Origin of the sequence: Lactobacillus sp. HMSC08B12, from assembly GCF_001808415.1 — a bacterium.
GTDB classification, from domain to species: domain Bacteria; phylum Bacillota; class Bacilli; order Lactobacillales; family Lactobacillaceae; genus Lactobacillus; species Lactobacillus delbrueckii.
On record NZ_KV793090.1, the window covers coordinates 1 to 21,998 of the forward strand.

The 21,998-nt window shown below is 49.6% G+C and carries 24 protein-coding genes and 2 tRNA genes; 5 read left to right on the top strand and 21 right to left on the bottom strand.

All coding sequences use genetic code 11. The annotated features are described in order from the left end of the window. Positions 1-47 precede the first annotated feature (47 nt). The 6 genes from HMPREF3168_RS00255 to HMPREF3168_RS00280 all read right to left on the bottom strand — a co-directional run bounded on the left by HMPREF3168_RS00255 (position 48) and on the right by HMPREF3168_RS00280 (position 4,119). Positions 48-620 (bottom strand): hypothetical protein, encoded by a 573-nt coding sequence (locus tag HMPREF3168_RS00255; RefSeq protein WP_003612724.1) that lies wholly within the window; start codon positions 618-620, stop codon positions 48-50. Positions 621-1,085: 465 nt separating this feature from the next. Then, entirely contained in the window at positions 1,086-1,274 is a 189-nt protein-coding gene (locus tag HMPREF3168_RS00260) for a 2-hydroxymuconate tautomerase (protein WP_002880537.1), read from the bottom strand. 78 nt (positions 1,275-1,352) lie between these two features. Further along, the gene (locus HMPREF3168_RS00265; RefSeq protein WP_070487905.1) at positions 1,353-2,198 is read right to left on the bottom strand and encodes an NAD(P)H-binding protein; all 846 of its coding nucleotides are present in this window, start codon (positions 2,196-2,198) and stop codon (positions 1,353-1,355) included. Positions 2,199-2,321: 123 nt separating this feature from the next. After that, positions 2,322-2,750 (bottom strand): Rrf2 family transcriptional regulator, encoded by a 429-nt coding sequence (locus HMPREF3168_RS00270; RefSeq protein WP_070487908.1) that lies wholly within the window; start codon positions 2,748-2,750, stop codon positions 2,322-2,324. Positions 2,751-2,840: 90 nt separating this feature from the next. Beyond that, positions 2,841-3,320: a YcxB family protein gene (locus HMPREF3168_RS00275; RefSeq protein ID WP_003612735.1), complete on the bottom strand. Its 480-nt coding sequence runs from the start codon at positions 3,318-3,320 to the stop codon at positions 2,841-2,843. 88 nt (positions 3,321-3,408) lie between these two features. Next, positions 3,409-4,119, bottom strand: a complete 711-nt coding sequence (locus HMPREF3168_RS00280) for a DUF975 family protein (protein ID WP_003612734.1) — start codon at positions 4,117-4,119, stop codon at positions 3,409-3,411. Positions 4,120-4,267: 148 nt separating this feature from the next. Between HMPREF3168_RS00280 and HMPREF3168_RS00285 the strand changes: the two genes are divergently transcribed. Beyond that, positions 4,268-7,033: a DUF3427 domain-containing protein gene (locus tag HMPREF3168_RS00285; RefSeq protein WP_070487910.1), complete on the top strand. Its 2,766-nt coding sequence runs from the start codon at positions 4,268-4,270 to the stop codon at positions 7,031-7,033. A 26-nt stretch (positions 7,034-7,059) separates the two neighbouring features. Here HMPREF3168_RS00285 and HMPREF3168_RS00290 read toward each other — a convergent pair whose 3' ends face one another. The 3 genes from HMPREF3168_RS00290 to HMPREF3168_RS00300 form a co-directional block, all read right to left on the bottom strand. Next, a complete protein-coding gene (locus HMPREF3168_RS00290) occupies positions 7,060-7,617 on the bottom strand; it encodes an ECF transporter S component (RefSeq protein ID WP_002880550.1) in 558 nt (185 codons plus the stop codon). Positions 7,618-7,652: 35 nt separating this feature from the next. Next, complete coding sequence (locus HMPREF3168_RS00295) at positions 7,653-8,486, bottom strand: pyridoxamine kinase (protein ID WP_070487912.1); 834 nt, start codon at positions 8,484-8,486, stop codon at positions 7,653-7,655. Between the two features lie 396 nt (positions 8,487-8,882). Then, positions 8,883-9,404: a GNAT family N-acetyltransferase gene (locus tag HMPREF3168_RS00300; RefSeq protein WP_002880554.1), complete on the bottom strand. Its 522-nt coding sequence runs from the start codon at positions 9,402-9,404 to the stop codon at positions 8,883-8,885. Positions 9,405-9,664: 260 nt separating this feature from the next. On the opposite strand from HMPREF3168_RS00300, the gene HMPREF3168_RS00305 reads away from it, so the two are divergent. After that, the gene (locus HMPREF3168_RS00305) at positions 9,665-10,819 is read left to right on the top strand and encodes an SLAP domain-containing protein (RefSeq protein ID WP_070487915.1); all 1,155 of its coding nucleotides are present in this window, start codon (positions 9,665-9,667) and stop codon (positions 10,817-10,819) included. A 386-nt stretch (positions 10,820-11,205) separates the two neighbouring features. Here the strand turns inward: HMPREF3168_RS00305 and HMPREF3168_RS00310 are convergent, their stop codons facing one another. Then, the gene (locus HMPREF3168_RS00310; protein WP_168161981.1) at positions 11,206-12,507 is read right to left on the bottom strand and encodes an RNA-guided endonuclease InsQ/TnpB family protein; all 1,302 of its coding nucleotides are present in this window, start codon (positions 12,505-12,507) and stop codon (positions 11,206-11,208) included. A gap of 193 nt (positions 12,508-12,700) precedes the next feature. Here HMPREF3168_RS00310 and tnpA point away from each other — a divergent pair, with 193 nt between their 5' ends. Next, positions 12,701-13,156 (top strand): IS200/IS605 family transposase, encoded by a 456-nt coding sequence (gene tnpA / locus HMPREF3168_RS00315; RefSeq protein ID WP_070487917.1) that lies wholly within the window; start codon positions 12,701-12,703, stop codon positions 13,154-13,156. A gap of 81 nt (positions 13,157-13,237) precedes the next feature. Here tnpA and HMPREF3168_RS00320 read toward each other — a convergent pair whose 3' ends face one another. The 7 genes from HMPREF3168_RS00320 to HMPREF3168_RS00350 all read right to left on the bottom strand — a co-directional run bounded on the left by HMPREF3168_RS00320 (position 13,238) and on the right by HMPREF3168_RS00350 (position 19,257). Continuing rightward, on the bottom strand, positions 13,238-13,426 hold the full coding sequence (locus tag HMPREF3168_RS00320; RefSeq protein ID WP_168161980.1) for a hypothetical protein: 189 nt from the start codon (positions 13,424-13,426) through the stop codon (positions 13,238-13,240). A 2-nt stretch (positions 13,427-13,428) separates the two neighbouring features. Beyond that, positions 13,429-14,196: an ABC transporter permease gene (gene fetB, locus HMPREF3168_RS00325; RefSeq protein WP_070487919.1), complete on the bottom strand. Its 768-nt coding sequence runs from the start codon at positions 14,194-14,196 to the stop codon at positions 13,429-13,431. After that, positions 14,193-14,831 carry an ABC transporter ATP-binding protein gene (locus HMPREF3168_RS00330; protein ID WP_003611104.1) on the bottom strand — a complete coding sequence of 213 codons (639 nt, stop codon included), beginning with the start codon at positions 14,829-14,831 and terminating at the stop codon, positions 14,193-14,195. Before HMPREF3168_RS00330 ends, fetB begins: the two co-directional genes overlap by 4 nt. 134 nt (positions 14,832-14,965) lie before the next feature. After that, a tRNA-Thr gene (locus HMPREF3168_RS00335) sits at positions 14,966-15,038 on the bottom strand. An 82-nt stretch (positions 15,039-15,120) separates the two neighbouring features. Further along, the gene (locus tag HMPREF3168_RS00340; RefSeq protein WP_002880563.1) at positions 15,121-16,695 is read right to left on the bottom strand and encodes an ATP-binding cassette domain-containing protein; all 1,575 of its coding nucleotides are present in this window, start codon (positions 16,693-16,695) and stop codon (positions 15,121-15,123) included. Next, positions 16,685-18,265, bottom strand: a complete 1,581-nt coding sequence (locus HMPREF3168_RS00345) for an ATP-binding cassette domain-containing protein (protein WP_070487922.1) — start codon at positions 18,263-18,265, stop codon at positions 16,685-16,687. Before HMPREF3168_RS00345 ends, HMPREF3168_RS00340 begins: the two co-directional genes overlap by 11 nt. A gap of 11 nt (positions 18,266-18,276) precedes the next feature. Beyond that, on the bottom strand, positions 18,277-19,257 hold the full coding sequence (locus HMPREF3168_RS00350; protein ID WP_070487924.1) for a ThiF family adenylyltransferase: 981 nt from the start codon (positions 19,255-19,257) through the stop codon (positions 18,277-18,279). Positions 19,258-19,655: 398 nt separating this feature from the next. Here HMPREF3168_RS00350 and HMPREF3168_RS00355 point away from each other — a divergent pair, with 398 nt between their 5' ends. Further along, positions 19,656-19,940 carry a LytTR family transcriptional regulator DNA-binding domain-containing protein gene (locus HMPREF3168_RS00355; protein WP_070487929.1) on the top strand — a complete coding sequence of 95 codons (285 nt, stop codon included), beginning with the start codon at positions 19,656-19,658 and terminating at the stop codon, positions 19,938-19,940. Between the two features lie 69 nt (positions 19,941-20,009). Here the strand turns inward: HMPREF3168_RS00355 and HMPREF3168_RS10545 are convergent, their stop codons facing one another. The 3 genes from HMPREF3168_RS10545 to HMPREF3168_RS00365 form a co-directional block, all read right to left on the bottom strand. Continuing rightward, on the bottom strand, positions 20,010-20,315 hold the full coding sequence (locus tag HMPREF3168_RS10545; protein WP_246825657.1) for a hypothetical protein: 306 nt from the start codon (positions 20,313-20,315) through the stop codon (positions 20,010-20,012). Then, on the bottom strand, positions 20,312-20,560 hold the full coding sequence (locus tag HMPREF3168_RS10045; protein ID WP_246825658.1) for a helix-turn-helix domain-containing protein: 249 nt from the start codon (positions 20,558-20,560) through the stop codon (positions 20,312-20,314). Before HMPREF3168_RS10045 ends, HMPREF3168_RS10545 begins: the two co-directional genes overlap by 4 nt. 151 nt (positions 20,561-20,711) lie before the next feature. Further along, positions 20,712-20,784, bottom strand: a tRNA-Thr gene (locus tag HMPREF3168_RS00365). 128 nt (positions 20,785-20,912) lie between these two features. On the opposite strand from HMPREF3168_RS00365, the gene HMPREF3168_RS00370 reads away from it, so the two are divergent. Continuing rightward, positions 20,913-21,617 carry an MgtC/SapB family protein gene (locus HMPREF3168_RS00370; protein ID WP_011543473.1) on the top strand — a complete coding sequence of 235 codons (705 nt, stop codon included), beginning with the start codon at positions 20,913-20,915 and terminating at the stop codon, positions 21,615-21,617. A gap of 109 nt (positions 21,618-21,726) precedes the next feature. On the opposite strand, the gene HMPREF3168_RS00375 is transcribed toward HMPREF3168_RS00370, so the two are convergent. After that, a complete protein-coding gene (locus tag HMPREF3168_RS00375) occupies positions 21,727-21,951 on the bottom strand; it encodes a hypothetical protein (RefSeq protein WP_070487926.1) in 225 nt (74 codons plus the stop codon). Between the last annotated feature and the right edge of the window lie 47 nt (positions 21,952-21,998).

Consider the following 21,998-nt stretch of genomic DNA (forward strand, 5'->3'; position numbering starts at 1 on the left):
TCAATTTATTCTTGCAATTGGCGGTTTTTTACTTTTTTCTTTTTGAATTACAAAAGCGCTTTCTTACTCGTTTGCTCCTCGACAATCTCAATCGCCAATTGGCAGCGGTCATAAACATCCCGCGCACTTAGCTGCAGGCCTTCAGCCAGCCACTCGTACAGGATCGCGTAGATGATATGGGCAGCATTGTTCAAGGTCTTAATCGAATAATCCCCGCTTAAGGAATGAGCATCAACATAGCAAACTGTCTTCTTTCGCAGCAGCCATTCAACCTTCTGCGGAAAACGGGTCGCAAACTCCTTGCCCTTGATTTTCCCCTTCTCCGCATCAATCAAGGCCAGCAGGTTCAAAATGAAACAGCGGTCTTTTTCCATATAGGTCAATAGCCTCTTAAGGCCATTGCCATAATCACTGGTGGCAAAGTACAAGTGCTGGTCTAGCTTCTTTAATAGTAATTCCGCACTGAGCTGCCGCATGCTGCCATAGTGGGCGTAAAAGGTTGGCCGTGAGCAGGCAGCTAGCTTGCAAAACTTCTTGACGTTGATCTCACTGCCCCTCTCGCTGTCCAAGACCTGGGCCAGGATCTGATTAGCTTCCAAAAGTTTGATACTGGTAATCATTTTTACTACCTCCGTTCGTGACACATTATCTGTGCCAGGAACTTTTTTTGCAGCCGGCAGCGGTAAAAGCCTGGTCTGGCGCGATTTCGACTTTATTACGATTTATTCATAATGAAAAAACGGCAGCGCAGCAGCCCCCAGCCCCATTTTCTTTCCGAAAACAAAAGCCAGCCCTGACCCTTCCTTGTCAGTGCTGGCTTTCTAGTGCTGTGTTGTTGCGTTTTATCTTCCGCTTTCGCCTCATTCGCTGTTTTCTACTCACTTTTCACCTATTATCTTATCATAAAATTTATACCAAGTTTAGCCAACTATTATATTAATTTTGCTAAGATTTTTTCTTTTAAGAAAGCCCCCTCATCCTTTGCTTCTCTAGCCCTCCTTCCCTTTTGATTCACTTTGAACATTATTTCCCACCTGTTATTTTCCCGAAAAAAAGACCCACCCGCCTTGGGTGAGTCAAAATCTTTAAGCTTGTGGTTCTCTCCATTCGCCGCCTTGAGCTAGCTGCTGCTTGCCAAGTTCATTAATGATCACGGAAATGTGTTCCTTTGGTGCACCGGTGTCTTCAGAAATCACGCGGGTCACGTCCTTCATCATCTTTTCCAGTTGTTCTGGCGTCCGGCCAGCCAAGAGTTCAATGTGTACAAATGGCATTGTTCTGCTCCTTTTTTCAAAAACAAGTAACTTTTCCTACATTATACCTGCTTTTTCCGAAAAAAGTATCTGCCAAAGCTACTTTACCAAAAGTTCCTTAATTGCCTGGTCCAGCGGAGTCAAGCCGCCCAGAACTTCTTCCAGGTCGCTGCTTTCTTCAGTTAATGAGCCATCATCAATTGGCTGCTGGAAGGCAGCGTACATTTCCGCCGTATCATGATCCAAGCCCAGGCCTTCCAAGGCCTTCACATATTCGTCCTGGCTGACCTGCTCGGCTGCTGCTGCTTCACCAGTTGCCACGTTCAAGGCCGCTGCCAGGTCCTGGTAGCTCCGCTTCGGGCCGGCAAATTCGTAAACTTCCTTTGGATCATCACTGGTCAAAACCTTAACCGCTGCCGCAGCATATTCACTTTCCGGTGCCCAGCCGGCAAAGTTGTTAGCCCAGTAAAGCCGGTTTGCCGGACCTGGAGCAAGGAAAGTCATTTCGTTTTCTAGGTACCAGTTGTTGCGCAGGAAGGAGTGCTTGAGGCCGCTCTCCTTAAGTAGCTTTTCCGTCAGCTTGTGGTCAGCTGCCAGCCAGTTGTCGCTTTCACTGGCTTTCGGGAAACTGGTGTAAGCCACGTAGCCAACGCCGGCATTCTTAGCAGCTTCAACCACATTCTTGTGCTGGTCAGCTCTAGTTACTGCCCCGCCTGGCTGAGAGGAAATAAAGAGCAACTTGTCCACGCCAGCCAGGGCCTTTTCTACAGCTGCTTCATCGCCGTAGTCAGCCTGGCGGATTTCAATTCCAGCTGGCAAAAGCTGCTTCCCCTTTTCTTCGTTGCGGACGATCGCCACTACATTTTCTTCCCCAACTGCATCAACCAAATTCTTGACCGCGGTCTGGCCGAAGTTGCCAGTAGCCGCTGAAATAGCGTACTTCATAATTGCCTCCGTTAGTTTCTATTTCGTTTACTTGTTATTTTTAAATCTACAGTAATTCTAGCACATGTATTTTTAAAGTCAACATCCATTTCCATAAAAAAACGCCAGCTTTCGCTGACGTAATTAAGCAAGCTGCCCGTCTTCTTTTATCTGGTCGACAATTTCCCGCAGGCTGATCTCCCGCATCTTGGCAAAAGCCGCCTCTTCCACTTCCGCGTAGGCCTTAGCCAGCGGCCCTTGAATGTTGCCGCCAACCGGACACTTTTGCTCCGTGTCTTCATCGACGTGCAGCAAGTGGTGGTCCATACCGACTGCCGCGAAGATATCGTAGAGGCTGATCTCTTCCGGCTTCTTGGCCAGTTCCGACTCAGCGCTCCCCTGCTTGGTCTTCAAAAGCCCTGCCTTGCGCAGGTCCATCATCAGACTCCGCACCATGCTGGGATTGGTCACGATGCTACGCGCGATCGCCCGGCTGGACAGGTCATCATCGGGAAAAATCTCGATGTAGACCAGCAGGTGGACCGCGTCACTCAATTTATGGGAAAATTTCATTTTTTACCAGCTCCTTTTTAAAAAAGCCTGTTTCCTTAATCTTAACAGCTTTTCCGGCAATTTGCCACTTTCGCTGTGTTCCACGTGAAACTACCGCTGGCATTTCTCCCGTAAAAACTTGATCAAGTCCGGGCTGCAGTTTTTCTTCAAAAGTAGCATGCCCTGGTCCGGAGCCGGCATCATGATGATTTCCTCGTCAGTTTCAACATAGCGGGTGATCTGGTCATAGCGGTATTCCCCGTCCCCCCGGTTGGTCAAAACCAGGAAGTGGTCCGGGTAGAATTCGTAGCGCACGTAGTCATCCTTGATGGCTGGCATGCCCGCGTAAATCTTCTTCAGCCGCCGCTTGTAGAGGTAGACGAGTGCCGCCGGGTAAAAAGCAATCACCAGGGCAAACATGACCGTGAAGTCATACTGCTTCAAGGCGAAAGCCACCGCTCCGGCCGCGATCCAGATTGCTTCCGCGATCATGATGATCCGCCGCCGGCTCTTTTCCGTCACCTTCATGGCCATCCTGGTGTACTCGTTCAAGTCCATGTGAATCTCGCTGATATATAAGGCTTGTGCCATCTGCCTCACGTCCTTTCTATTAAAAATTATAAGCTATTCTTCCCTGCCCGTAAAAAAAGACGCGCCATCGCGCGTCTGCAGATTAATACTAATACTTGTCTTCCTTGCTCTGTTCATAAGTTTCGGCGATTGCCAAATTGTAGTATGGTATCAGCCAGATACCCAAAATTCCCAGGGTAAAGGCGGTCAAAATGTCCCAGCCTAAGAAGGATAAATTAAGGCAAAGTAGCTTCCAGACCCGGCCCTTGGTCAGCTTCCAGCCAGCCCCGATTTCTGCCCAGACTGACCGCTTCTGCCCGGTCCGCACATCATCGTCGATCACGTAAACGACATAGGTCAGCCGCAGCTCAATCCAGACCAGCAAAACGACCAGCAAGGTCAAAAGAATGATGCTTACCGCTACCGGTACTTGCGAAATCACTAACCCAACGATCACCGCGACAATCGCCAGCGTCACGGAAACGATAATTAAGGCTTCGATAACCCCGTAGACCGCCAGCCGGGCCAGGTGCCGCCCGCTCAGGCCGCACCAGGCATTTGGCTCTTCCCCGCCCTTTTGGATCTTATTCCGCCAGCGATCAAAGAAGATGTAGCCGTTAGCCGTCAAAAGCGCGGCCGCAATTTCCAAGAGAAAGAAGATGATATTAGCTCCAACCCCTGACTTGGAATCAGTGGCCTGGCCAAAGACATTCGGTATGATATTTGCCACAACCAGAAGCAGGCCCATCGGCATGTAGATCTTCTTCGGGATCTGCTTCAGGTTTTCCCGGGCCAGGGCCCGGATTTTCTTCGCTTTCATTGTTCTCTCCTCTGTAAAAAAGCTTTTATTATTTTTATCATTATTATAGCACTGATTGTTTCACATGTAACATAATTCTTTTCCTATCTTCCCCGCTGCTCTCTTGTGTTATGATGGTAAAAAATCTTTCCACAGTGAGGTCAAATCCATGGAACTTTCCCCATTAAGCCCGCCCCGGCTCGTCAGCAATCAGCAAGAAAACATCTGGCAAACCCTGCGCCGGCAGCTGCTGACCTGCCAGTCCTTTACCTGGGCCGTGGCCTTCATCACCGCCGACATGCTGCCCCCTTTCAAGCTGGTCATGGAAGACCTGCAAGCCAGCGGGGTCCGCGGGACCATCATCACCGGGACCTACCTGGCCTTCAACCAGCCCCGGGTTTTCGCCGAGCTCTTAAAAATTTCCAATCTTACCGTCCGGATCGTGGACGGTCCCTTCCATGCTAAGGGCTATCTTTTTGACCATGGGGACTGGCAGACCGCCGTCATCGGCAGCGCCAACTTCACCCGGTCCGCCCTCCTGGCCAACCAGGAATGGTGCCTCAAGGTCGATTCCCAAACCGATTCGGCCTTGCCCCGGCAACTAGCTGCGGCTTTAGCGGACTTGACGGGCAAAAGCCAGCCCCTGACTTACACCTGGCTAGCTGACTATGAAAAAAGCTGGCAGCCGCCAGCCAAGCCTGTGTTACACGTGAAACAAGAAAAGATCGTTCCCAACCAGATGCAGGCAGCCGCCCTGGAAAATCTCCAAGCCTTAGTCAAAAGCGGCGCCCGCCGGGCCCTTGTCGTTTCTGCTACCGGGACGGGGAAAACCTACCTGGCGGCTTTGGCGGTCAAAGACTTTGTCCCCCGCCGCTTCCTCTACCTGGTCCACCGGGAAGAGATCGCCCGCAAGGCCCTTGAGACCTTCAAAAAGGTTATCGACGGCAAGGACAGCGACTTCGCCCTTTTGACCGGGACCAGCCACCAGCAGGCCCGCTACACCTTCGCGACCATCCAGACCGTTTCCCAGGACCAGTTCCTGGCCAGCCAGGCTGCTGATTTTTATGACTACATCTTGATCGATGAAGCCCACCGGTCCGCCGCGCCCAGCTATCAAAAAGTTCTCAGCCACTTCAGCCCGGCCTTTTGCCTGGGTCTGACAGCCACGCCGGAGCGAATGGACCAGCAGGATATTTTTGCCCTCTTTGACTACAATTTAGCCTACGAGATCCGCCTGGCTGATGCCCTGGAAAGCAAAATGCTCACGCCCTTCCACTATATCGGTATCCGCGACTATGAAATTGACGGCCAGACTTCTGATGACTTCAGCGACCTCCGCTGGCTGGGCGCGAAAAAGCGGGTCAGCTACCTCCTTAAAGAACTGGATTATTACGGCTATAGCGGTCCCCGCCCCTGCGGCCTGGTCTTCTGCAGCCGGCAGGAAGAGGCCCGGCAATTGGCGGAAGCTTTTACTCAACAGGGCCAGCCGGCCCAGGCCTTGACCAACCAGGATCCCCCAGCTGTCCGCCGGCAGGCGGTCAAGGATCTGGAAAGCGGCCGCCTCCACTACCTGGTGACGGTCGACCTTTTCAACGAAGGCGTGGACATTCCCGCCCTCAACCAGATCGTCATGCTCCGGGCCACCCAGTCAGCCACGGTCTTTATCCAGCAGCTGGGCCGGGGCCTGCGCCTCTACCCGGGCCAGGACTTCGTCACCGTCCTGGACTTCATCGGCAACTACCAGAACAACTACCTGATCCCCCTGGCCTTAGCCGGGAAAAAGCTCTCCCGCGACCAGCTGAAGTACCAGCTGCAAACCGTCAGCTTCGCCGGCCTGTCCACCATCAACTTCAGCCAGATCGCCAGCCAGGAGATCCTGGCCTCCCTAGACAAGGTCAAGCTGGACTCGCTCAAGCAGCTGCGGGAAGCCTACGCGGACCTGGCCCAGCAGCTGGGCCGGCCGCCCCTTTTGCTGGATTTCGCCAAAAAAGGGCAGGTTTCACCCCGCCTCTGGCTGGACAACAAGTCCCTGCCCCACTACGGAGCCTTCCTGGAAAAAATGGGCCAGCCTTGCCAGCTGTCCTCTTACGAAAGCCAGGTCCTCTCCTTCGTTACTAAGGAACTGGCCCCAGGCCAGCGGCCACATGAACTTTTGCTTTTGCAGGCCCTTTTGCCAAAAGGCCAAATCAGTCAGACAGACTTCCAAGCTCTGTTAAAAAATTACGGGGCCTACGACTCACCCGCCTTGGAAAAATCTCTGGAAGCCATCCTCTCCTTGGACTTCTATGATGTCAAAAGCGGATCAACTAGCCAAAAGGCCAAGTACGGCGGCGAGCCTGTCGCCTGCTTAAAGGACGGCTGCTGGTCCTTAAATCCTCAGATTGTCCAAGCTAGTCCCGCCTTCCTCCGCCTGTTTAAAGACGCGGTCGAAACTGGCCTCTTCCTCGCCAAAGAAAAAGACCCGACTCAAGACTTCACCCTCTACGCGGCTTACGACCGCAAGGAGGTCTGCCGCCTGCTCAACTGGCCACTAGACGTCAGCCGGCCCATGTATGGCTACCGGCTGAGTGGCAATGTCTGTCCGGTTTTTATCACTTATCAAAAAACTGACCAGGAGCAAAGAAATGCCCGCTATGACAACCAGGCACGCGGCCAGCGCCTGGCCTGGTATACCAGAACTCCCCGCCACCTGTCTTCCCCGGAAGTCCAGCAGCTCTTGCGGGGGACGGAATCTGGCCAGCAAGTCACCCGGATTCCGGTCTTCGTCAAGCGGGCGGATGCCTACGGCCCAAAGTTTTACTACCTGGGCTCAGCGAAAATCGACCCTGCCACGGTCCGCGAGGTAAATCTCAAGGGCAAGAGCGCGGTCGGCCTGGATTTGGTTCTGCCTGATCCCCTGCCAGCCAAAATCGCCGACCAGCTTTTCAGCAATTAAAAAAGGCTTCCCAGCCGGGAAGCCTTTTAGTGTGCCCGCTTCATGACGCGGACGGTAATATCTTTCAAGGCAAAGTAGAGGATCGGCGTGCAGACCGCGGTTGAACAGGAGTTGATCACCGTGGCCAGCAGGCTCAGGAAGGCCGCGACCAGGGCTGGCTGCAATGCCGTCCCGGCCATCAAGGCAGCCACGACCATCGTCGCGTAAGAGGTAAAAATCTTGGTTACCCCGGCGATGACCGCCAAAATAATGATGTTCTTCTTGCTGTCGTTGTACTTCATGCCCTTGTAGACCGCGGACAAAATGGCAGCCACGACTACGACTTCCAGCATAGTCAGCCAGCTGGTAGCCGCGTAGCCGTTGAGGATGTCAAAGCCGCCCAGGCCGATGATCCCCGCCAGGGCCCCGTTACGGAAGCCCAGGTAGAGAATGGCCACGGCCGTCAAGGTGTTGCCGAAGTGGATGAAAGGCCGGCCAACAACCGCCGGCAGCGGGATCCGCAGGATCCAGATGCCGATATAAATCATGGCCGCGAACAAGCCGGTCATCACGACTGCTCTTAAAGAATTCTGTTCATCGCGCAATTATTTCCCCCTCCTTAAAATAGATGATCAATGCACTAATTTTGCAATTGCTGCAAAAGCCAAGGCAGGGCCGCCGCGTAATTAGGGCCAAAGCGCTGGTCCTGGTCCAAATCAGTTGCCAGGATTGCCTTGGCCACGAAGTCCCCGGCCACGCCAGCTGCCTGTTCCAAGTCCAGCCCGTGAAGCAGGCCGGCCAAGAGGCTGCTGGCAAAAAGGTCCCCCGTGCCAAAATAGCTGTGCGGAATCCGGTCCTGGGTCCTTTCCCAAACCCGGCCGCCCCGGCTGAGCCCGTAAACCCCGATCCGGTTGTCGGCCAGGGGCACCCCGGTCAAAACCACCTGGGACAGGGCAAACCTCTGGGCCAGGCGCTGGGTGATCACGCAGGCCCGGTGGCTGTCAAACTCAGTAAAGTCCACCGGCTCATTCAAGAGCAGCAGGGCTTCGGTCAAGTTGGGCGTCAAAATCGTTGCCTGCCGGGCCAAGAGCTGCATCTGGACAACATAGCTGTCATCAAAGCCGCGGTAGAGACGGCCGTGGTCAGCCATAGCCGGGTCCAGCAGGATGAGTTTCCCCTGCCGGCTGTATTCTTCCAGCCCCTTCTCCCAGACCCGGCTGGCCGCCTGGCCCAGGTAGCCCAAATAGATGGCGTCAAAAGAGATCTTTTCCTTGTCCCAGTGCGCCCAAATATCTGGCAGACTGGCCGACAGGTCCAGGAAGGTGTTCTCCCCGAACCCGCCCGTATGCGTTGACAAAATTGCCGTTGGCAAAGCCGCGGTCTGCAGGCCGCTGGCCCCTAACACGGGCAAGGCGACCGCCAGCGAGACTTGACCAACACAGGATAGATCTTGACTGATCAAGACCGATTTCACTTTGGCTCCTCCTTATTGCTCAGTAGCTCTATTATATGCTTGCTTAAAAAATATGAAAGTAATTATTGCGAAACTTTTTTCTAATCTGGTAATAACTAGTATAACACGGGCATTTTCATTTTCAGAGCACAAGAAAAGCCAGTTGCTTAGAAGAACAACTGACTTTGGTTAGGAATGTGTTGTGTATGTATAAAATCAATGCAATGTTACATTGAGGAAAGAAAAATAAAAGAAATTTGGATGTTGCAACTTGCGGCTCTCCACAACCTCAAGCTACGAATCTAATATACAAGATAGTTGTGATGAAAATATGATCTTTTCCTTACGAATTTCAAAACAGCTATTATTTTTAAGCTGTTTACTTATGCGACTTACTTATTACTTAGTAAGCATAATTTAAACAGTCAGAAGTTCGTAAACGTAGCTGGTCTCGTTTTCCCGGTAGACCCCATGCAGGGTGCCGACCCGCTTAAAGCCGCTCTTTTCGATCAAGTGCTGCATGGGCAGGTTATCCTCATGGGTGTCGACTCTGACGGACTTGATGTCATTGAAGCCGCTGGCGAAGTAGTTGATCACTGCCTGGTAGAGTTGAGAAGCATAGCCGTGACCAGTGTGGTCAGAGTGGATAGCCACCCGGTGGATGGTAACGTAGTCATTCGTGTCGATTTGCCAGTGCCCGTCCAATTGATCATAAGCGTGGTCCGGCGCGGGAATAATGGTCAAGGTCCCGACTGTTTCCCCGTCGTCGGCCTTGGCCAGGTAGGCATAGCCATTCTCGATGTCCTGACGGACGTGGTCAGGGTTCGGGTAGTCCCCCTGCCACTGGTCAATCCCGCTTTCTGCCAGCTGGTTGCGCCCGTCCTGCAGGATCGCCATCACCTGGTCAAAATCTTTCAATTCTGCTTTTCTAATCTGCATTTCCTATTCGCTCCCTTATCTATATTACTGGTTCAATGACAACGACAAAGGGTATTTTACATAAGTCGGCAGGCAAGCTCAAACGATCTGCTTAAAGGGAAGCCTTTTCAGTGCTAAAAACTGTAATATTATTTAAGAATTAGAAAAGGTTGTGTCAAGGTTTTGTAACATTGCAGTTATATAATGAAGATTGTTGCAAAACAAACCACTTATTTTGAGCATTTTAAATCACACACTTTTTTAATGGGAGTACCAGATACATGAAGTTTAAACACCTTAAACTGCTTGCGTTAGTCTCCACATTAACGGCAGCTGTAAGCATGAGCTTCGCCGGCCTGGCACAGGCCAGCACGACCAGCGCCAGCAGCCGTTCTTATGGGGTTGACGTGTCAAGCTACCAGCCAACCAGCACGACCAAGTACAGCAAGGCGGGCGCTCAGTTCGTCATTGTCAAGGTCAGCGAAGGCACCAGCTACCGGAATCCAAACGCCAAGGCACAAGTAGCCAGCGCCAAGGCCAACAAACTGTTGCCAATGGCCTACCACTTCGCCAATTTCGGTTCCAGTTCATCCAGAGCTAAGAGTGAAGCGGACTACGCTATCGCCAGCGCCAAGGCAGTCAGCCTGCCAGCAGGCTCATACCTGGCTTGTGACTGGGAAACCAGCGGCGGCAACTCAACCAGCGGGAGCAGAAGTGCTAATACCAGCGCCATCATGGCCTTCATGAAGAAGGTTAAGGCAGCTGGCTACCAGCCATTGCTCTACTCTGGTTCTTACCTTTTGAACAACGCGATCAACATGAGCACGGTTACGGCAACCTACCCTAACTCATTGTGGGTAGCCTACTACACCAGCTCAGGCCGGATCGACGCGCCAGACTTTTCATACTTCCCGTCAATGAACGGGGTCATCATCTGGCAGTTCACTGAAAACTGGAAGGGGCTGAATGTTGACGGGAACATCTCAGCTCTGCCTCTGTCAATCAGCTCCAGCTCATCATCCAGTTCTTCATCAAGCCCATCTAAGACGCCAGCCAGTCAAGCACCTGTAAGCAAGACTAAGAAGAAGATCATGTCTAAGTCTTACGTCTACACTTCCGCCGGCAAGAGAACCGGTGCTTACAAGAGCGCGTACACTTACGTTTACGTGATCGGCGGGATCGTCAAGATCGGCAGCAACAACTACTACAAGATCGGGACCAACCAGTACATCAAGATCAACAACGTTGATGGTACTGCCCGCAAGCTGGTTCACAATGCTTGGACTTACAATAGCAAGGGCAAGCGGGTGAAGTCAGTTGCTACCTTAAAGAAGGGCAAGCAGGTCTTCACTTACGGCGGCAAGCGGAAGATCGGTAAGAAGACTTACTACCGGATCAATGTCGGCCGTTACATCAAGGCAGGCAACGTTAAGTAAGCCGGATCGCGAATTAATTTTAGAAACAAACAAAGCTCTAATTGCCACAGAGGCAGTTAGAGCTTTTTTCATAAAAAATTAGCGGTAATACTTGGTCAGCAAAAGGAGGGATAATTCGACAATCGCATTGCTTCGATTGCATCAAGCCATGCACTCATCGCTGCTCATAACTTAGGCATCCTCCAGTTACTTCTTACTCCTTGTCAACCAACCTCGGACTGAAGTCCGAGGCTTGCAAGTCGAGAGATGCCTAAAGGCGTCCCAGCTCACACTAGTCAGATACAGATGATTTGCGGGTGCAGGGATCATCCAATTACCAAACTTATATTAGAGAGCCTCGGGTTGCCTGGGGCTCTTTCTTTCTACTATAGACTGTGCGATTTGCTTCAGCTTGCAGCTTCCGAATCGTACGGTATTATCTTGTATTCTTGATCCGAAAGCTTGGCAATTCCTTTCTCCAAGATATTCAGAGCCGCGTTGTAGTCGCGGATGTGGTGTGTCCCGCACATTGGGCAGTCCCACTCCCGGTCCTTCAAAGTCAGCTTCTCATGGCCGTTGTGGCCCATGATTGACCCACAGCTGCTGCAGCGCTGTGTCGTGTTGCGCTTGTCGATTTCCAAATAGGTCTTGCCATAGAGGTCTGCCTTGTATTCAAGCATTCTCTGAAAGCTGGTCCAGCCCGCGTCTGAAATCGACATGGCCAAGGCATAATTTTTTAACAGATTCTTTCCTCTCAGATTCTCAAGCACAACTACATCGTGGTTATTGATGTATGCCGTGCTGAGCTTCTGAAGGAAGTCATCTCTTTGATTGCGAACTCTTCTTTGCAGGCGAGATGTCTGAAGACGGGCCTTTTGATAGTTTCGGCTTTGCCAGAGCTTCCGGCCTTCTTTTTTGGCCCGGGTCTGTCTTCTTGATGCCCGTCTCTGAAGCCTCTTCAAGCGTTTCAAAGACTTGCGGTAGAAGCGTGGATTGTCCACGACCACCCCGTCTGAATCAGTCAAGAAATTGTCAAGATTGAGGTCAATGCCGGTCGTCTTGTCCGTCTTCGGCTTTTGGCTCTTGAAAGGAACCACGTCGCCAATCTGAAGGGACAGGTAGTAGCCAGAGGCATCGTACTTGATAGTGGCAGTGCCAATTCTAAAGTTTGGATTGTGGGCAAGAACCTTGCGGTAGCTTGATCCACTGATTCTGATTCTTCCCAGCTTTGGAAGCTTGACGTGCTTCATGTCAAGAAAGCGCACCGTCCCAGAAAACGGAGTGCAGTTTTCTATATTCTTTTTCTTGCTGTCGTATGAACAAGATGTCTGATAGCCGTCATTCACGCCCTTCTTATGGAATTTTGGCCGGCCAGAAGAGTGCACCTTGAAGTACATGTTCCAGGCAGCACTGTAGCAGCGCTTCGCTTGTGCGATGGTCAAGCTGTCCACGTCTTCTGAGTTCATGTAGAAGTAGTACTTGGAAAGCTTGCGTTTGCGCTCTTCAAGTGCTTTGATTCTGTCAGCTACGAGCTTGACGTAAGTATTGACCTTTTTAAGCTGATTCAGCTCAGAGTTGATGACGATCAGCTTGTTGTAGACAGACCGGCTGACGCCGCTGTTGATGGCGATCAGTCTTTTCTGCTCATTGCTTGGATAGATCCGCATTTTGAGGCCAAGATGATATGGCAGCTCGGTCATGGGAATTATCAGTTTTTCGCGCTGCTTCTTTTCGTCTTTGACCTTAGCTATCTTTTTGCTTTTTGAAGCCTTAGCTTTTTCCTTCTTTTTGGCCATCTTTTTCATCTCGATTCTATGCTATAATTGTAGCACAAAAGGTGATTCAATGCCCGCTTTTTATATGGCCTAAAGCTTAGGGCAAGTAAATAAGGAGAGATTTGCAATGGCTGATAAGATACAAGACGCGGTATACGCGCAGCGTTATGTTTACAACTGTCACTATCACTTGATCTGGTGCACCAAATACCGCAATCAGGTATTTACAACTGAGGACCTGGCAAGCGAGATGAAAGAGCTCATTCTCAAAGCAGCATCCAGAAATGACATAAGAATTGAGAAGCTGGAAGTCATGCCGGATCACGTTCATGCCATGATATCCTTTAGGCCATCCAAATCTATCAGTGAAGTGGTGAAGGCACTGAAGGGGAATACTGGATATGCGTTTTTGCGCAAGCATCCAGAAATCCGAGAGCAGGAATGCTGGGGCGGACATTTATGGTCATCAAGCTACTACATAGGGACAGTTGGAAACATGTCAAAGTATACCGTAGAAAGATACATCAACGACCAGATCTACAACGCAAAAAAGGCCGGCAAGCCCTATCCATCCACCCATTAAAATAGATGGAATTCCGGGCTTGCCGGCCAGTGAATTGATCATTAAAAGATCTGACGATTTGCGTGCTTACAGCAATGACTATCACCGCGACAGTGTAAATGCTACTCCAAAGCTTTTCGCTTTCCCAAACATTTCAATTGCTGCCGCGGAATGCTCACCAAAAATCATCATGCCATAACTATAGTAGAGAGAATGGAGAGTTATGAAAACCAAGCCTACTACTATGATTAACAGTACTTCTGCCAGCCAGGTAAAATATTTTTCTAACATCGCTACTGCTCTTCCCGCAGCTGGCTCCGCTTATTGAAGTAGTTGCGGTAGGACAGGTAGCCCGCGATCACGGCGCCCAGGCCAGTCGCTGACAAAAGCATGAAAGTGACCATGATCTGGTACTTGATTGCATAAACTGGATCCACGCCGGCAAAAATCAACCCGGACATCATCCCCGGCAGGTTGACCAGCCCCACCGTCTTAGCTGAATCGATCGTCGGCTGCATGGCAGTCTTGATGCTCCGCCGCAGGATGGTCATGCTGGCCGTCTTCACGTCAGCCCCGAGGGAGATTTTTTCCAAAACCTGCTGGCGCTGGTCATGGAAACCCGTGGCTAAAACCTTATAGCACAGACCCATAGCCACCATCTCATTGCCGGCGATCATCCCCGTAATCGGAATGATCTGCATCGGCTTCAGCTTCACCGTCTGAGTCAGCAGCAATACGCCCAAGGTGATGTAAGTCCCGATCAAAAGGGCTATGATTGACTGCCAGAGCTGGCGGTTCGGGTTGGGATCCCGCTTATTGGCGTTCCAGGCCGCGTTAAAAATGATAAATAAGGTCATCAAGAGGGTCAAAAGGGCATTGTTGACCTGCATGATGAACTTCAAGACGTAGCCGACAATGACCAGCTGGACGATAGCCCGGCCCACGCTGTAAAAAATGTCCCTGGTCAAGCCCAGCTTTTCCTTCCAGGAAATCGCCACGGATACCAGGACAAGGGCAAAAGACAAGATTAATGACAGATCGCTGACAGCTATTGCTTTCATTTCAAAACTCCTCCTTTTTCCATGTGCAGGAGCTGCTTGGAAGCGGCCAGCTCCTCTTGGTCGTGGGTCACCTGCACGATCGTGGTTCCCTCCTGGTGCACCCGGGCGATCAGCTGGTGGACGATCCGCTTGCTCTCTTCATCCAGCCCGGTCGTCACCTCATCCAACAGGAGGACCTCCGGCCGGAAAAGCAGGTTGCGGATCAAAGCCACCCGCTGCTTCTCCCCGCCAGACAGGGTGGTAATCTTTTTATCCAAATAGTCAGCTGGCAAATCTACCTGCTTCAAGGCTTCCTGGGCCCGCTTTTCAGCAAAGTCTTGCTTGCGGATGGCAAAAGGCAGGGCCAGGTTGTCCTTAACCGTTTCGTCGAACAAGGTTGGCTGTTGAAAGCAGTAGGACACCTGCCGGCGGTACTGGACCAGATCCAGGCTATCAAGATTTTGCCCCTTGTAAAAAATCTCCCCCTTATTAGGTGAGATCAAGCCCGCGATCAGCTTCAAAGTCGTGCTTTTCCCGCTGCCCGACGGTCCGGTCAAGGTGAGGTAGTCCCCCTCCTCCACGGCAAAGGAGACGTCTTGCAGGATTTCCTGGTCACCTGCCCGGTAGGACACCTGCTTGAGTTCAATGAGTGCCATTTTCTTCCTCCTGATTTCTGTAATTTTTATACTGCAGTTACATTATAGTCCAAAAAGGATGAAGCAATTTTTATAAAAGCTTGAAGGATTTTAGGCAAGAAAAAACCGCCACCCTGCAGGTGACGGTTAAAATATGCTGACTAGAGGATTCGAACCTCCGACCCCTTCATTACTAGTGAAGTGCTCTGCCAACTGAGCTAAGTCAGCGACTCTTGTGCCTTAACACAGTTATTAATTAAACCATAAAATCGTGTCCTTGACAAGAGCTTTCGCGAAAAAAGTTGATTTTTTAGGCGGATAGTTTAATTTCCCGGTCAAACAGGTCCCGCTCTTCTTTAGTCAGATTGTGCGCGATCAAAACCACCGTCTGTTTAGACTGGAGCAATTTGTCCAGGATTTTCCGGCCAGCTGCTTGGTCGATCGCGCTGGTCCCTTCATCAACCAAGAGAAGCTGGCTGTCACGAACTTCCGCGCGGGCCAACACTACTTTCTGCTTCTGCCCGCCAGACAAATTGTCCCCTGCCAAGTCAACCGGCGTTTCCAGGCCTTGAGGCCAACTATCAACTGCCTCAGACAGCTGGGCGTCGGCCGCGCTGGCCTTCGCCTTTGACTCAAGCTCTGGATCAAACATGGTGATATTGTTCATGACGCTGCTTGGCAATAAGACCGCCTGCTGAGGCAGGTAGCCGATTTTCGTCCGGTCAGGCTTCACCTTTTTTCCAGCTTGGTCAAAAAAGCTGATCTGTCCTCCACTGGCCGCTGCTTCCCCTACCAGGAGCTTAAACAGAGTCGACTTGCCAGTCCCGTTGGCCCCGGTCAAGAGTACTTTTTCCCCCGGTTTGACTTGGATATCTGGATACTTGATTTCGTGTCCATTGGCAAAAGTCAGCCGCAGATCCTTTACAGAGAAGGCAGCTGGCGCTGTCCCCCCTTCTTCCGCTTGAGCCAGTGGCTGCCGCAAGTCCAGAATCTTTTCCCGCAAGCCGCGGCTGGCAACCAACTGCCCCCGGTAATTGGCAATGTTCATCAGAGAGCCAAACAGGTACAAGCTGAAGTCATTTACCGAGGCAATCAAGCCGAATTCGAGCTGCCCGCGCGCTACCAAATAAGCAGTCAGCAGGAAAATCAGCGTGTTCCCCAAAGAATAAATAGCTTGATTAAGGTAGTCCAGTTCCTGGTCAGCTTTCTGCTGCTTTACATAAGCAGACTCTAACTCGCGGGCATCAGCATGAATAATGCTTAGGAATTTTTCCCCGACCGCGTAGCGGCGCAAAGTATCAATGCCATTGAGCCAATCGGCCAGAGTCTGCAGATATTTCCGGTTGCTGGCCGAAATTTTGTCAGTAGCTTTTTGCAGTGGCTCGTCAAGTACGCGTGGCAAGTACATCTGCAAGGCGCTTACGGCAATAACCAGTAAGAGCAGGCTCCAGCGGAAAGACGCCAGAGAACCGGCAACCAAGGCCAGCAGGACGGCCGAGTGAACGATGCCGCCAATAGAATCAGCATACTGGTCCTTCAGCATTTCCAGGTCATTGGTCAATTCACTTTGAAGATTTTCCTTTGTCCCAGCCGCTTCAGCATAAGCGTGGGCAAGAACCTCCTGCCGGATCTGGTGAAAATACTTTTCAAGGTGCAGTTCCCAAAAATAATCGGTCACTTGATCCAGCAGGCTGCCAAGCAAGAGCAAGAAAAGCTGCAGAACCGCAAACAGCAGAAATTGCTGAAAATGCCGGTCTTTTATCGCGCTGAACTCCCAGGTCAAGGCAAAAGCTGCCCACGCCGTCAGCAGGGCCGTCAATGCCCGGGCCAGCAGTAATGCCAGAAAGCGGCCGGGGTTTAGCCGAAACAAATCCTTAATTTGCAAAATCTTCCCCTTCTTTCAAATTGATCACTTGATCAAATCGCTCCCGCTCTTCGAGCGGTAAATTATGCCCAACAAAAATCAAAGTCTGTTTCCGCCCCAGCAGAAGTGGCAAAATTTTCTGCCGGCTGGCCTGGTCAAGCGCGCTCAGCGGTTCATCCATCAAGGAGAACTTTTTATGACGCAGGAGGCCGCGGGCCAGGAAAATCTTCTGCTTCTGCCCGCCAGACAGGTCTGCCTGCTGGGGACTGACCTCACGGTCGAGGTCAACTGCCTTAGAGAAGTCCCGGTCTAAGCCAACCTTTTTCAGTACCTCCGCCAATTTACTTTGCTTTTTGGCATCATACATGGTGATATTGTCAGTGACTGTTCCGGGGAAAATCCAGCCAGCCTGCGGCAGATATTCAAAGGACCGGGCCGGATTTGGGATTTCCTTCCCTTCAGAATCCAAATATGTCAGCTGGCCTTTGCTCGGCTCAATTTGGCCAAGCAGAAGTTTAAGCAAGCTGCTTTTCCCGCAGCCACTTGGCCCGGTAAGTAAGACCTTCTCTCCTGCCTTGATCGTAAAATCTGGATATTTAATCACTTGCCCGCCCAAGTTCACTTCTATCCCCCGGCCGATAATCGTTTGGGGATCTTCCGTCTTCGCGGCCGCTTGAACTTGCAAATGCTGGAGCATGGTTTCGTTCAACTTAGTCGTTGATTTTGCCGAAATGTAAGCCGAAAACGCCTCTTGCAGGGAACTGAAAACGCCATTGGCTAAATAGCCAGCAGCGATGATTGCCCCGAAAGCCACCTGGCCCCTGAAGTACAGTATTCCCGCCAGAAAAGGGACTCCCACAATCCCGATATTGTCGACTATTTCTTGCGTGAATTCCGCGACTGACAGGCAAGCTTGCCGCTTGATCCGGGCGTCCTCCAATTTTTGGCTTTCCTCACCAAGCTGCCGGCACAATACCTTTTTTAAAGAAAAACGCCGCAGTTCCTCAATTGCTGCCAACCACTGGTCCAGTGCCTGCAAGTACTTTTGGTTGCGGTTAACCACGGCTTCAGTTGCCGCGCTGCTTTTTTCTTCAAAGAGCTTCGGCACAAAAAGAGCCACAATAGCGATTGCCCAAGCACAAAGAACCAGTTGCCAATTAAAGGAAAGAATTGCCACACTGACAAAAAAGGCGTAGAGCACATTGTTGACGAAATAATAGATGCTTTGCCAATAATCTTGGTTAATCACCTGCAAATTATTGACCAAGTCATTCTGCAGATCAGCTGTCGGCCACTGATCATTGCTGTCATAGTAGGCCTGCAGCAAATTTTGCCGGTAGCTGTCGATTGCTGCTTGACTCTGCTGGCTGAACAAGTAGTTGTTTACCGCCAAAAGCAGGTTGCCAAACAAATCCAAAGCCAATTTAAGTAGGGCCAGGCCGAAAAGCCAGGTAAATTTTCCACCAATCAAGCTGTTCAGCTGCGGACTGATTAAGTACAGACTGTAGGCTGACACAGCTTGAAACAAGACGCTCAGCGCCAGCAATACGGCCGCCCGCGGCCGATTAGCTTTCAGCCATAATTTTAACAATTTACTCCTCCTTATCCCGCTACAGAAACATTAATCTTCAAGATTGTCCATCCATCAAAATCTATCTGAATAGCATCTTTCGGAATTCGAATTCCAGTTAGAAACATAATTGCGTAGTAACTAGCCATGCCCGCTGCCATTGCTGTTACAGACGAGATTGCCGCCATTGGAAAACTATTGTCAATTATGCAGTCTTTTGTAATCTGTTCCTTACCTAAAAATTCACTGTAATCTCTTGTTACACCTGGAATTTTAGGATACACATTTGTTGCAGTTGAAGCGTAGCTGCTAAAAATCACAGCTTTTTTAGTCTTGTTAGAAACTTCATCAAACCAGCTGTCTAACTCTGCTGGTTGATCCATCGAATTTACAATCAGATTGGTTTCAGCATTAATATTCGCTTCAATATCAGCTGGCCCTGTAATCTTACAATGTACAGTCTCCACACTAACAGTGCTGTCTATCTTTTTTAAGTAATCTGAACACGCCTGTATCTTAGCTTTATTTATGTCGCTTTCCACATAAGCCGTTTGTCTCGTGAGATTTGATTCTTCCACTGTATCAAAATCAACCAGTTTGATATTCTTTACTCCTGCTCTAACCAGGTATTCAGCCATTGCAGATCCAATCCCGCCAACTCCAAACACAGCTACTTTTGCTTTCTGCAATTTTTCTTGGTATATATTTGGATCAACATTGTCAGACGTGTCCATCCATTCAAAGAAGCTGATATTTCTGGAATATTTTGAGTTATCGCTATACGAATTAGTAGTAATTAAGCCTAAAGACCGAAATTTCTCAATTATATTGATCAGTTCTTGATCTGAAATCTTCAAGTCTTTTCTATCCAGTTCCCCGTTTAAGTATTTAATGACTTTTTCATTCAACTCGGTATCCGGTACTTTTCTGATTAAGCCTTTATTCCCGATACCAAACACAATTTGATCTCCATTGACCAGAGGTTGTAAAGTCCTTTTAATATGTAAATCCATGCCCTCTCCTCCATATACAAAAAGCGCCAAACACAATTAGTGCTTGACGCTACAAAATTAAGCTATCTTGTACCACAGCCCTTACGCCAACCGATTCTATCACTGTTGCTAAATTCAACGCGCATTTTCCACATCTCCTTTCTAATAATTTCCTTTGCTGTTATTTATGTTGATATTCTAGTGCTTAAAAATGAGAAAGTCAATACTTTTTAATAAAAAAATAATCTTGTTTCATCCACTACTGAAACAGCTTAAAAAGGAGCTCGCCGATCCCAAAATCGCTGATTTCGTGCCCCGTGCAAAGACTGCTGAGACTGCTTGCCGGCGTGATCTCTTTACGGGACAGTCGCTTAGCTTTTCTTTCAACCATTTTTTCAAAATCCAAAATTACATTGTCCATGCTTCTGACTAAAGGCCAAGCCGAAGTTCCCGTTTTCCAAATATGGAATCAGCCTTTCAAGACCTTGCGGGTTTACGCCAAAAATAAGGTCTTCGATTGCCTGGGCACCCTCAAGGATTATGAAAAAAGGTATCCAAGCTTGGTCCCTGCTGACCGGCAAAGCTTGATAAACCTGGATGCAGTGCAAAATTACGACGAAAAAAAGGGCGTTGTCCATTCCGTAGCCGTCCGGCGGCGGCGGTCAATCATGCTAAAATTGAATGCCACAAAAAAAGAGCCGTGATCAGCTCTTTTTTTGTATTTAACCTAACTCGCGTGCATTCAATATAGTGTCATGACGACATTCATTGTGCTATTTTTTTCTGCATAAACTAAGTATTCTTCTTAACTCAATCACCGTAAAACTTAAAGTCAAAACACACATACTCAAAGGAGCCAACGAATTAGATGCGGCAGATTCTCCAAATATCATTGGTCCTACAATGTTCTGTAATTGCCCCCCTAAGTTTATTGCACTTAAATCTAATGTTAAATATTTAGATCTACTAAATTCAACCATATAAACAGCTAGTGCTGCGGAATCATTCAACGACTCAATTATGTCCTGACAGTATTTTTCCATTAATTTAAGATCTTTGGTACTTACTGCCACGTTCATCTGGCTTTGATACCGCTTCTCAGCCTTATTTTCTGCCGAATCGTACGTTCCTTGAACCAGCTTGCCAAATTCGACAAGGTCGATTTGCCGCGCGAATAATATTTTGAACAAGCTTTCCGCGTTAATTCGATTTTTCCACTTTCAACCTTTGCATAAAAAGGTCGGCTAAGGATGCCTTCGCACATTTCTTGCTGGGTCAACCCTAGTTCCAATCTTCTTTTACGCAGTGCTTCGCCAATTCTCATCAAATCTTCCCTTTATTAAACGATTCCATATTTTCTGCTGCTGACTTATCATTCTGATAAACTGTCAATAGATCTATATTACAAAAAAACTTTATTTATCTTTGCAAAACGCTGATAAATAAAGTTTAATCGTAAACAAGAATCTGTATAATGCTGACTAGAGGATTCGAACCTCCGACCCCTTCATTACTAGTGAAGTGCTCTGCCAACTGAGCTAAGTCAGCAACTCTTGTGCCTTAACACAGTTATTAATTTAATCATTAATTGCAGACTTTTGCAAGTCTTTTTGGAAATTTTTTATTTTTTCGGCTTATTTGCGCCGAAAGAACTAAAATCAGTAAGGAGGAAAAATATGGAAAAATTTACCGGCATACCTGTCAGCTTTCAACTGGTCTGGCTTCTGCGGATCCTGCTGTCCGCCTTTTGCGGCGGCCTGATTGGCTTTGAGCGGGCAACACAGAGAAAGAGCGCGGGCCTGCATACTCACGTCGTGGTAGCCATTGCCTCCACCCTGTTTTCTATCGTCTCCAAGTATGGGTTCTACGACATGCTCACTTTCAGCAACGTTTCTTACGATCCATCGCGAATCGCCTCTTTGACGGTCACGGGAATCTCCTTTATCGGTGCCGGGACCATCATGGTCCATAAAGAGCAGATTTCCGGATTGACGACCGCCGCGGGACTCTGGGCCACTTCAGCCATCGGAATCGCGATTGGGGTCGGCCTTTACTGGGTTGGAATCGTGGCCGCCGTCCTGCTCCTGCTCGTGCAGCGCTTTTTGCGGGAAGAAACGGTCCTCAACCTGCTCCGCAAGGTCAGCATCAGCCTCTTGATCGAAGCCAGCAACACGCCCCATATCCTGGAAACCATTCAAAGCGAACTGGAAAAAAACGAGGTCCACCAGCTCAGCATCAAGATCATCAGCGTCTCTGACGACCATGTCCTTTTCAGCTGCGATGGCGAAATCGCCAGCCGGATCGATGAAAACCAGATCATCATGAACCTGCGCAAATACCCGGATATCAAGCGCATCACTTACTCGCCCGGCAGCAAGTAGCCCTCACGTGAAAAAACTGACAGAGTGATAAAATATTTCTCTATAAAGACTTAGCTGACAAGGAGGCATTCACAAGATCTTGTACTAAAAAAATTGAAATCATGTGTTTTTAATCGTGAATCGGGGCAAAGAAGTAGAAGATTGCCGCCAAAATCACCAAGTACGCTACTTGCACGCCAGCCGCGAGCTTAAGTGTCTTTTCCATCCCCTGCATGGCCGGATCCTGCCGTTGGCTGTACAAGTACACCAGTGGCAGCCAGCCCCAAAATGGCAGGACAAAGCTCAAGACCGTGAGCAGGGTCAGCCAGATTGACTTAACTGTTACAACTTTCATTCATCTCATCTTCTTTCATTTTGGTTCAGTATAAAAACTTGTGTAAA

Coding starts and splice junctions, on each gene's coding strand:
- HMPREF3168_RS00255 (WP_003612724.1), bottom strand. CDS start 620: ATGATTACCAGTATCAAACTTTTGGAAGCTAATCAGATCCTGGCCCAG.
- HMPREF3168_RS00260 (WP_002880537.1), bottom strand. CDS start 1,274: ATGCCATTTGTACACATTGAACTCTTGGCTGGCCGGACGCCAGAACAA.
- HMPREF3168_RS00265 (WP_070487905.1), bottom strand. CDS start 2,198: ATGAAGTACGCTATTTCAGCGGCTACTGGCAACTTCGGCCAGACCGCG.
- HMPREF3168_RS00270 (WP_070487908.1), bottom strand. CDS start 2,750: ATGAAATTTTCCCATAAATTGAGTGACGCGGTCCACCTGCTGGTCTAC.
- HMPREF3168_RS00275 (WP_003612735.1), bottom strand. CDS start 3,320: ATGGCACAAGCCTTATATATCAGCGAGATTCACATGGACTTGAACGAG.
- HMPREF3168_RS00280 (WP_003612734.1), bottom strand. CDS start 4,119: ATGAAAGCGAAGAAAATCCGGGCCCTGGCCCGGGAAAACCTGAAGCAG.
- HMPREF3168_RS00285 (WP_070487910.1), top strand. CDS start 4,268: ATGGAACTTTCCCCATTAAGCCCGCCCCGGCTCGTCAGCAATCAGCAA.
- HMPREF3168_RS00300 (WP_002880554.1), bottom strand. CDS start 9,404: ATGCAGATTAGAAAAGCAGAATTGAAAGATTTTGACCAGGTGATGGCG.
- HMPREF3168_RS00305 (WP_070487915.1), top strand. CDS start 9,665: ATGAAGTTTAAACACCTTAAACTGCTTGCGTTAGTCTCCACATTAACG.
- tnpA (WP_070487917.1), top strand. CDS start 12,701: ATGGCTGATAAGATACAAGACGCGGTATACGCGCAGCGTTATGTTTAC.
- HMPREF3168_RS00320 (WP_168161980.1), bottom strand. CDS start 13,426: ATGTTAGAAAAATATTTTACCTGGCTGGCAGAAGTACTGTTAATCATA.
- fetB (WP_070487919.1), bottom strand. CDS start 14,196: ATGAAAGCAATAGCTGTCAGCGATCTGTCATTAATCTTGTCTTTTGCC.
- HMPREF3168_RS00330 (WP_003611104.1), bottom strand. CDS start 14,831: ATGGCACTCATTGAACTCAAGCAGGTGTCCTACCGGGCAGGTGACCAG.
- HMPREF3168_RS00350 (WP_070487924.1), bottom strand. CDS start 19,257: ATGGATTTACATATTAAAAGGACTTTACAACCTCTGGTCAATGGAGAT.
- HMPREF3168_RS00355 (WP_070487929.1), top strand. CDS start 19,656: ATGCTTCTGACTAAAGGCCAAGCCGAAGTTCCCGTTTTCCAAATATGG.
- HMPREF3168_RS10545 (WP_246825657.1), bottom strand. CDS start 20,315: ATGAACGTGGCAGTAAGTACCAAAGATCTTAAATTAATGGAAAAATAC.
- HMPREF3168_RS10045 (WP_246825658.1), bottom strand. CDS start 20,560: ATGAGAATTGGCGAAGCACTGCGTAAAAGAAGATTGGAACTAGGGTTG.
- HMPREF3168_RS00370 (WP_011543473.1), top strand. CDS start 20,913: ATGGAAAAATTTACCGGCATACCTGTCAGCTTTCAACTGGTCTGGCTT.
- HMPREF3168_RS00375 (WP_070487926.1), bottom strand. CDS start 21,951: ATGAAAGTTGTAACAGTTAAGTCAATCTGGCTGACCCTGCTCACGGTC.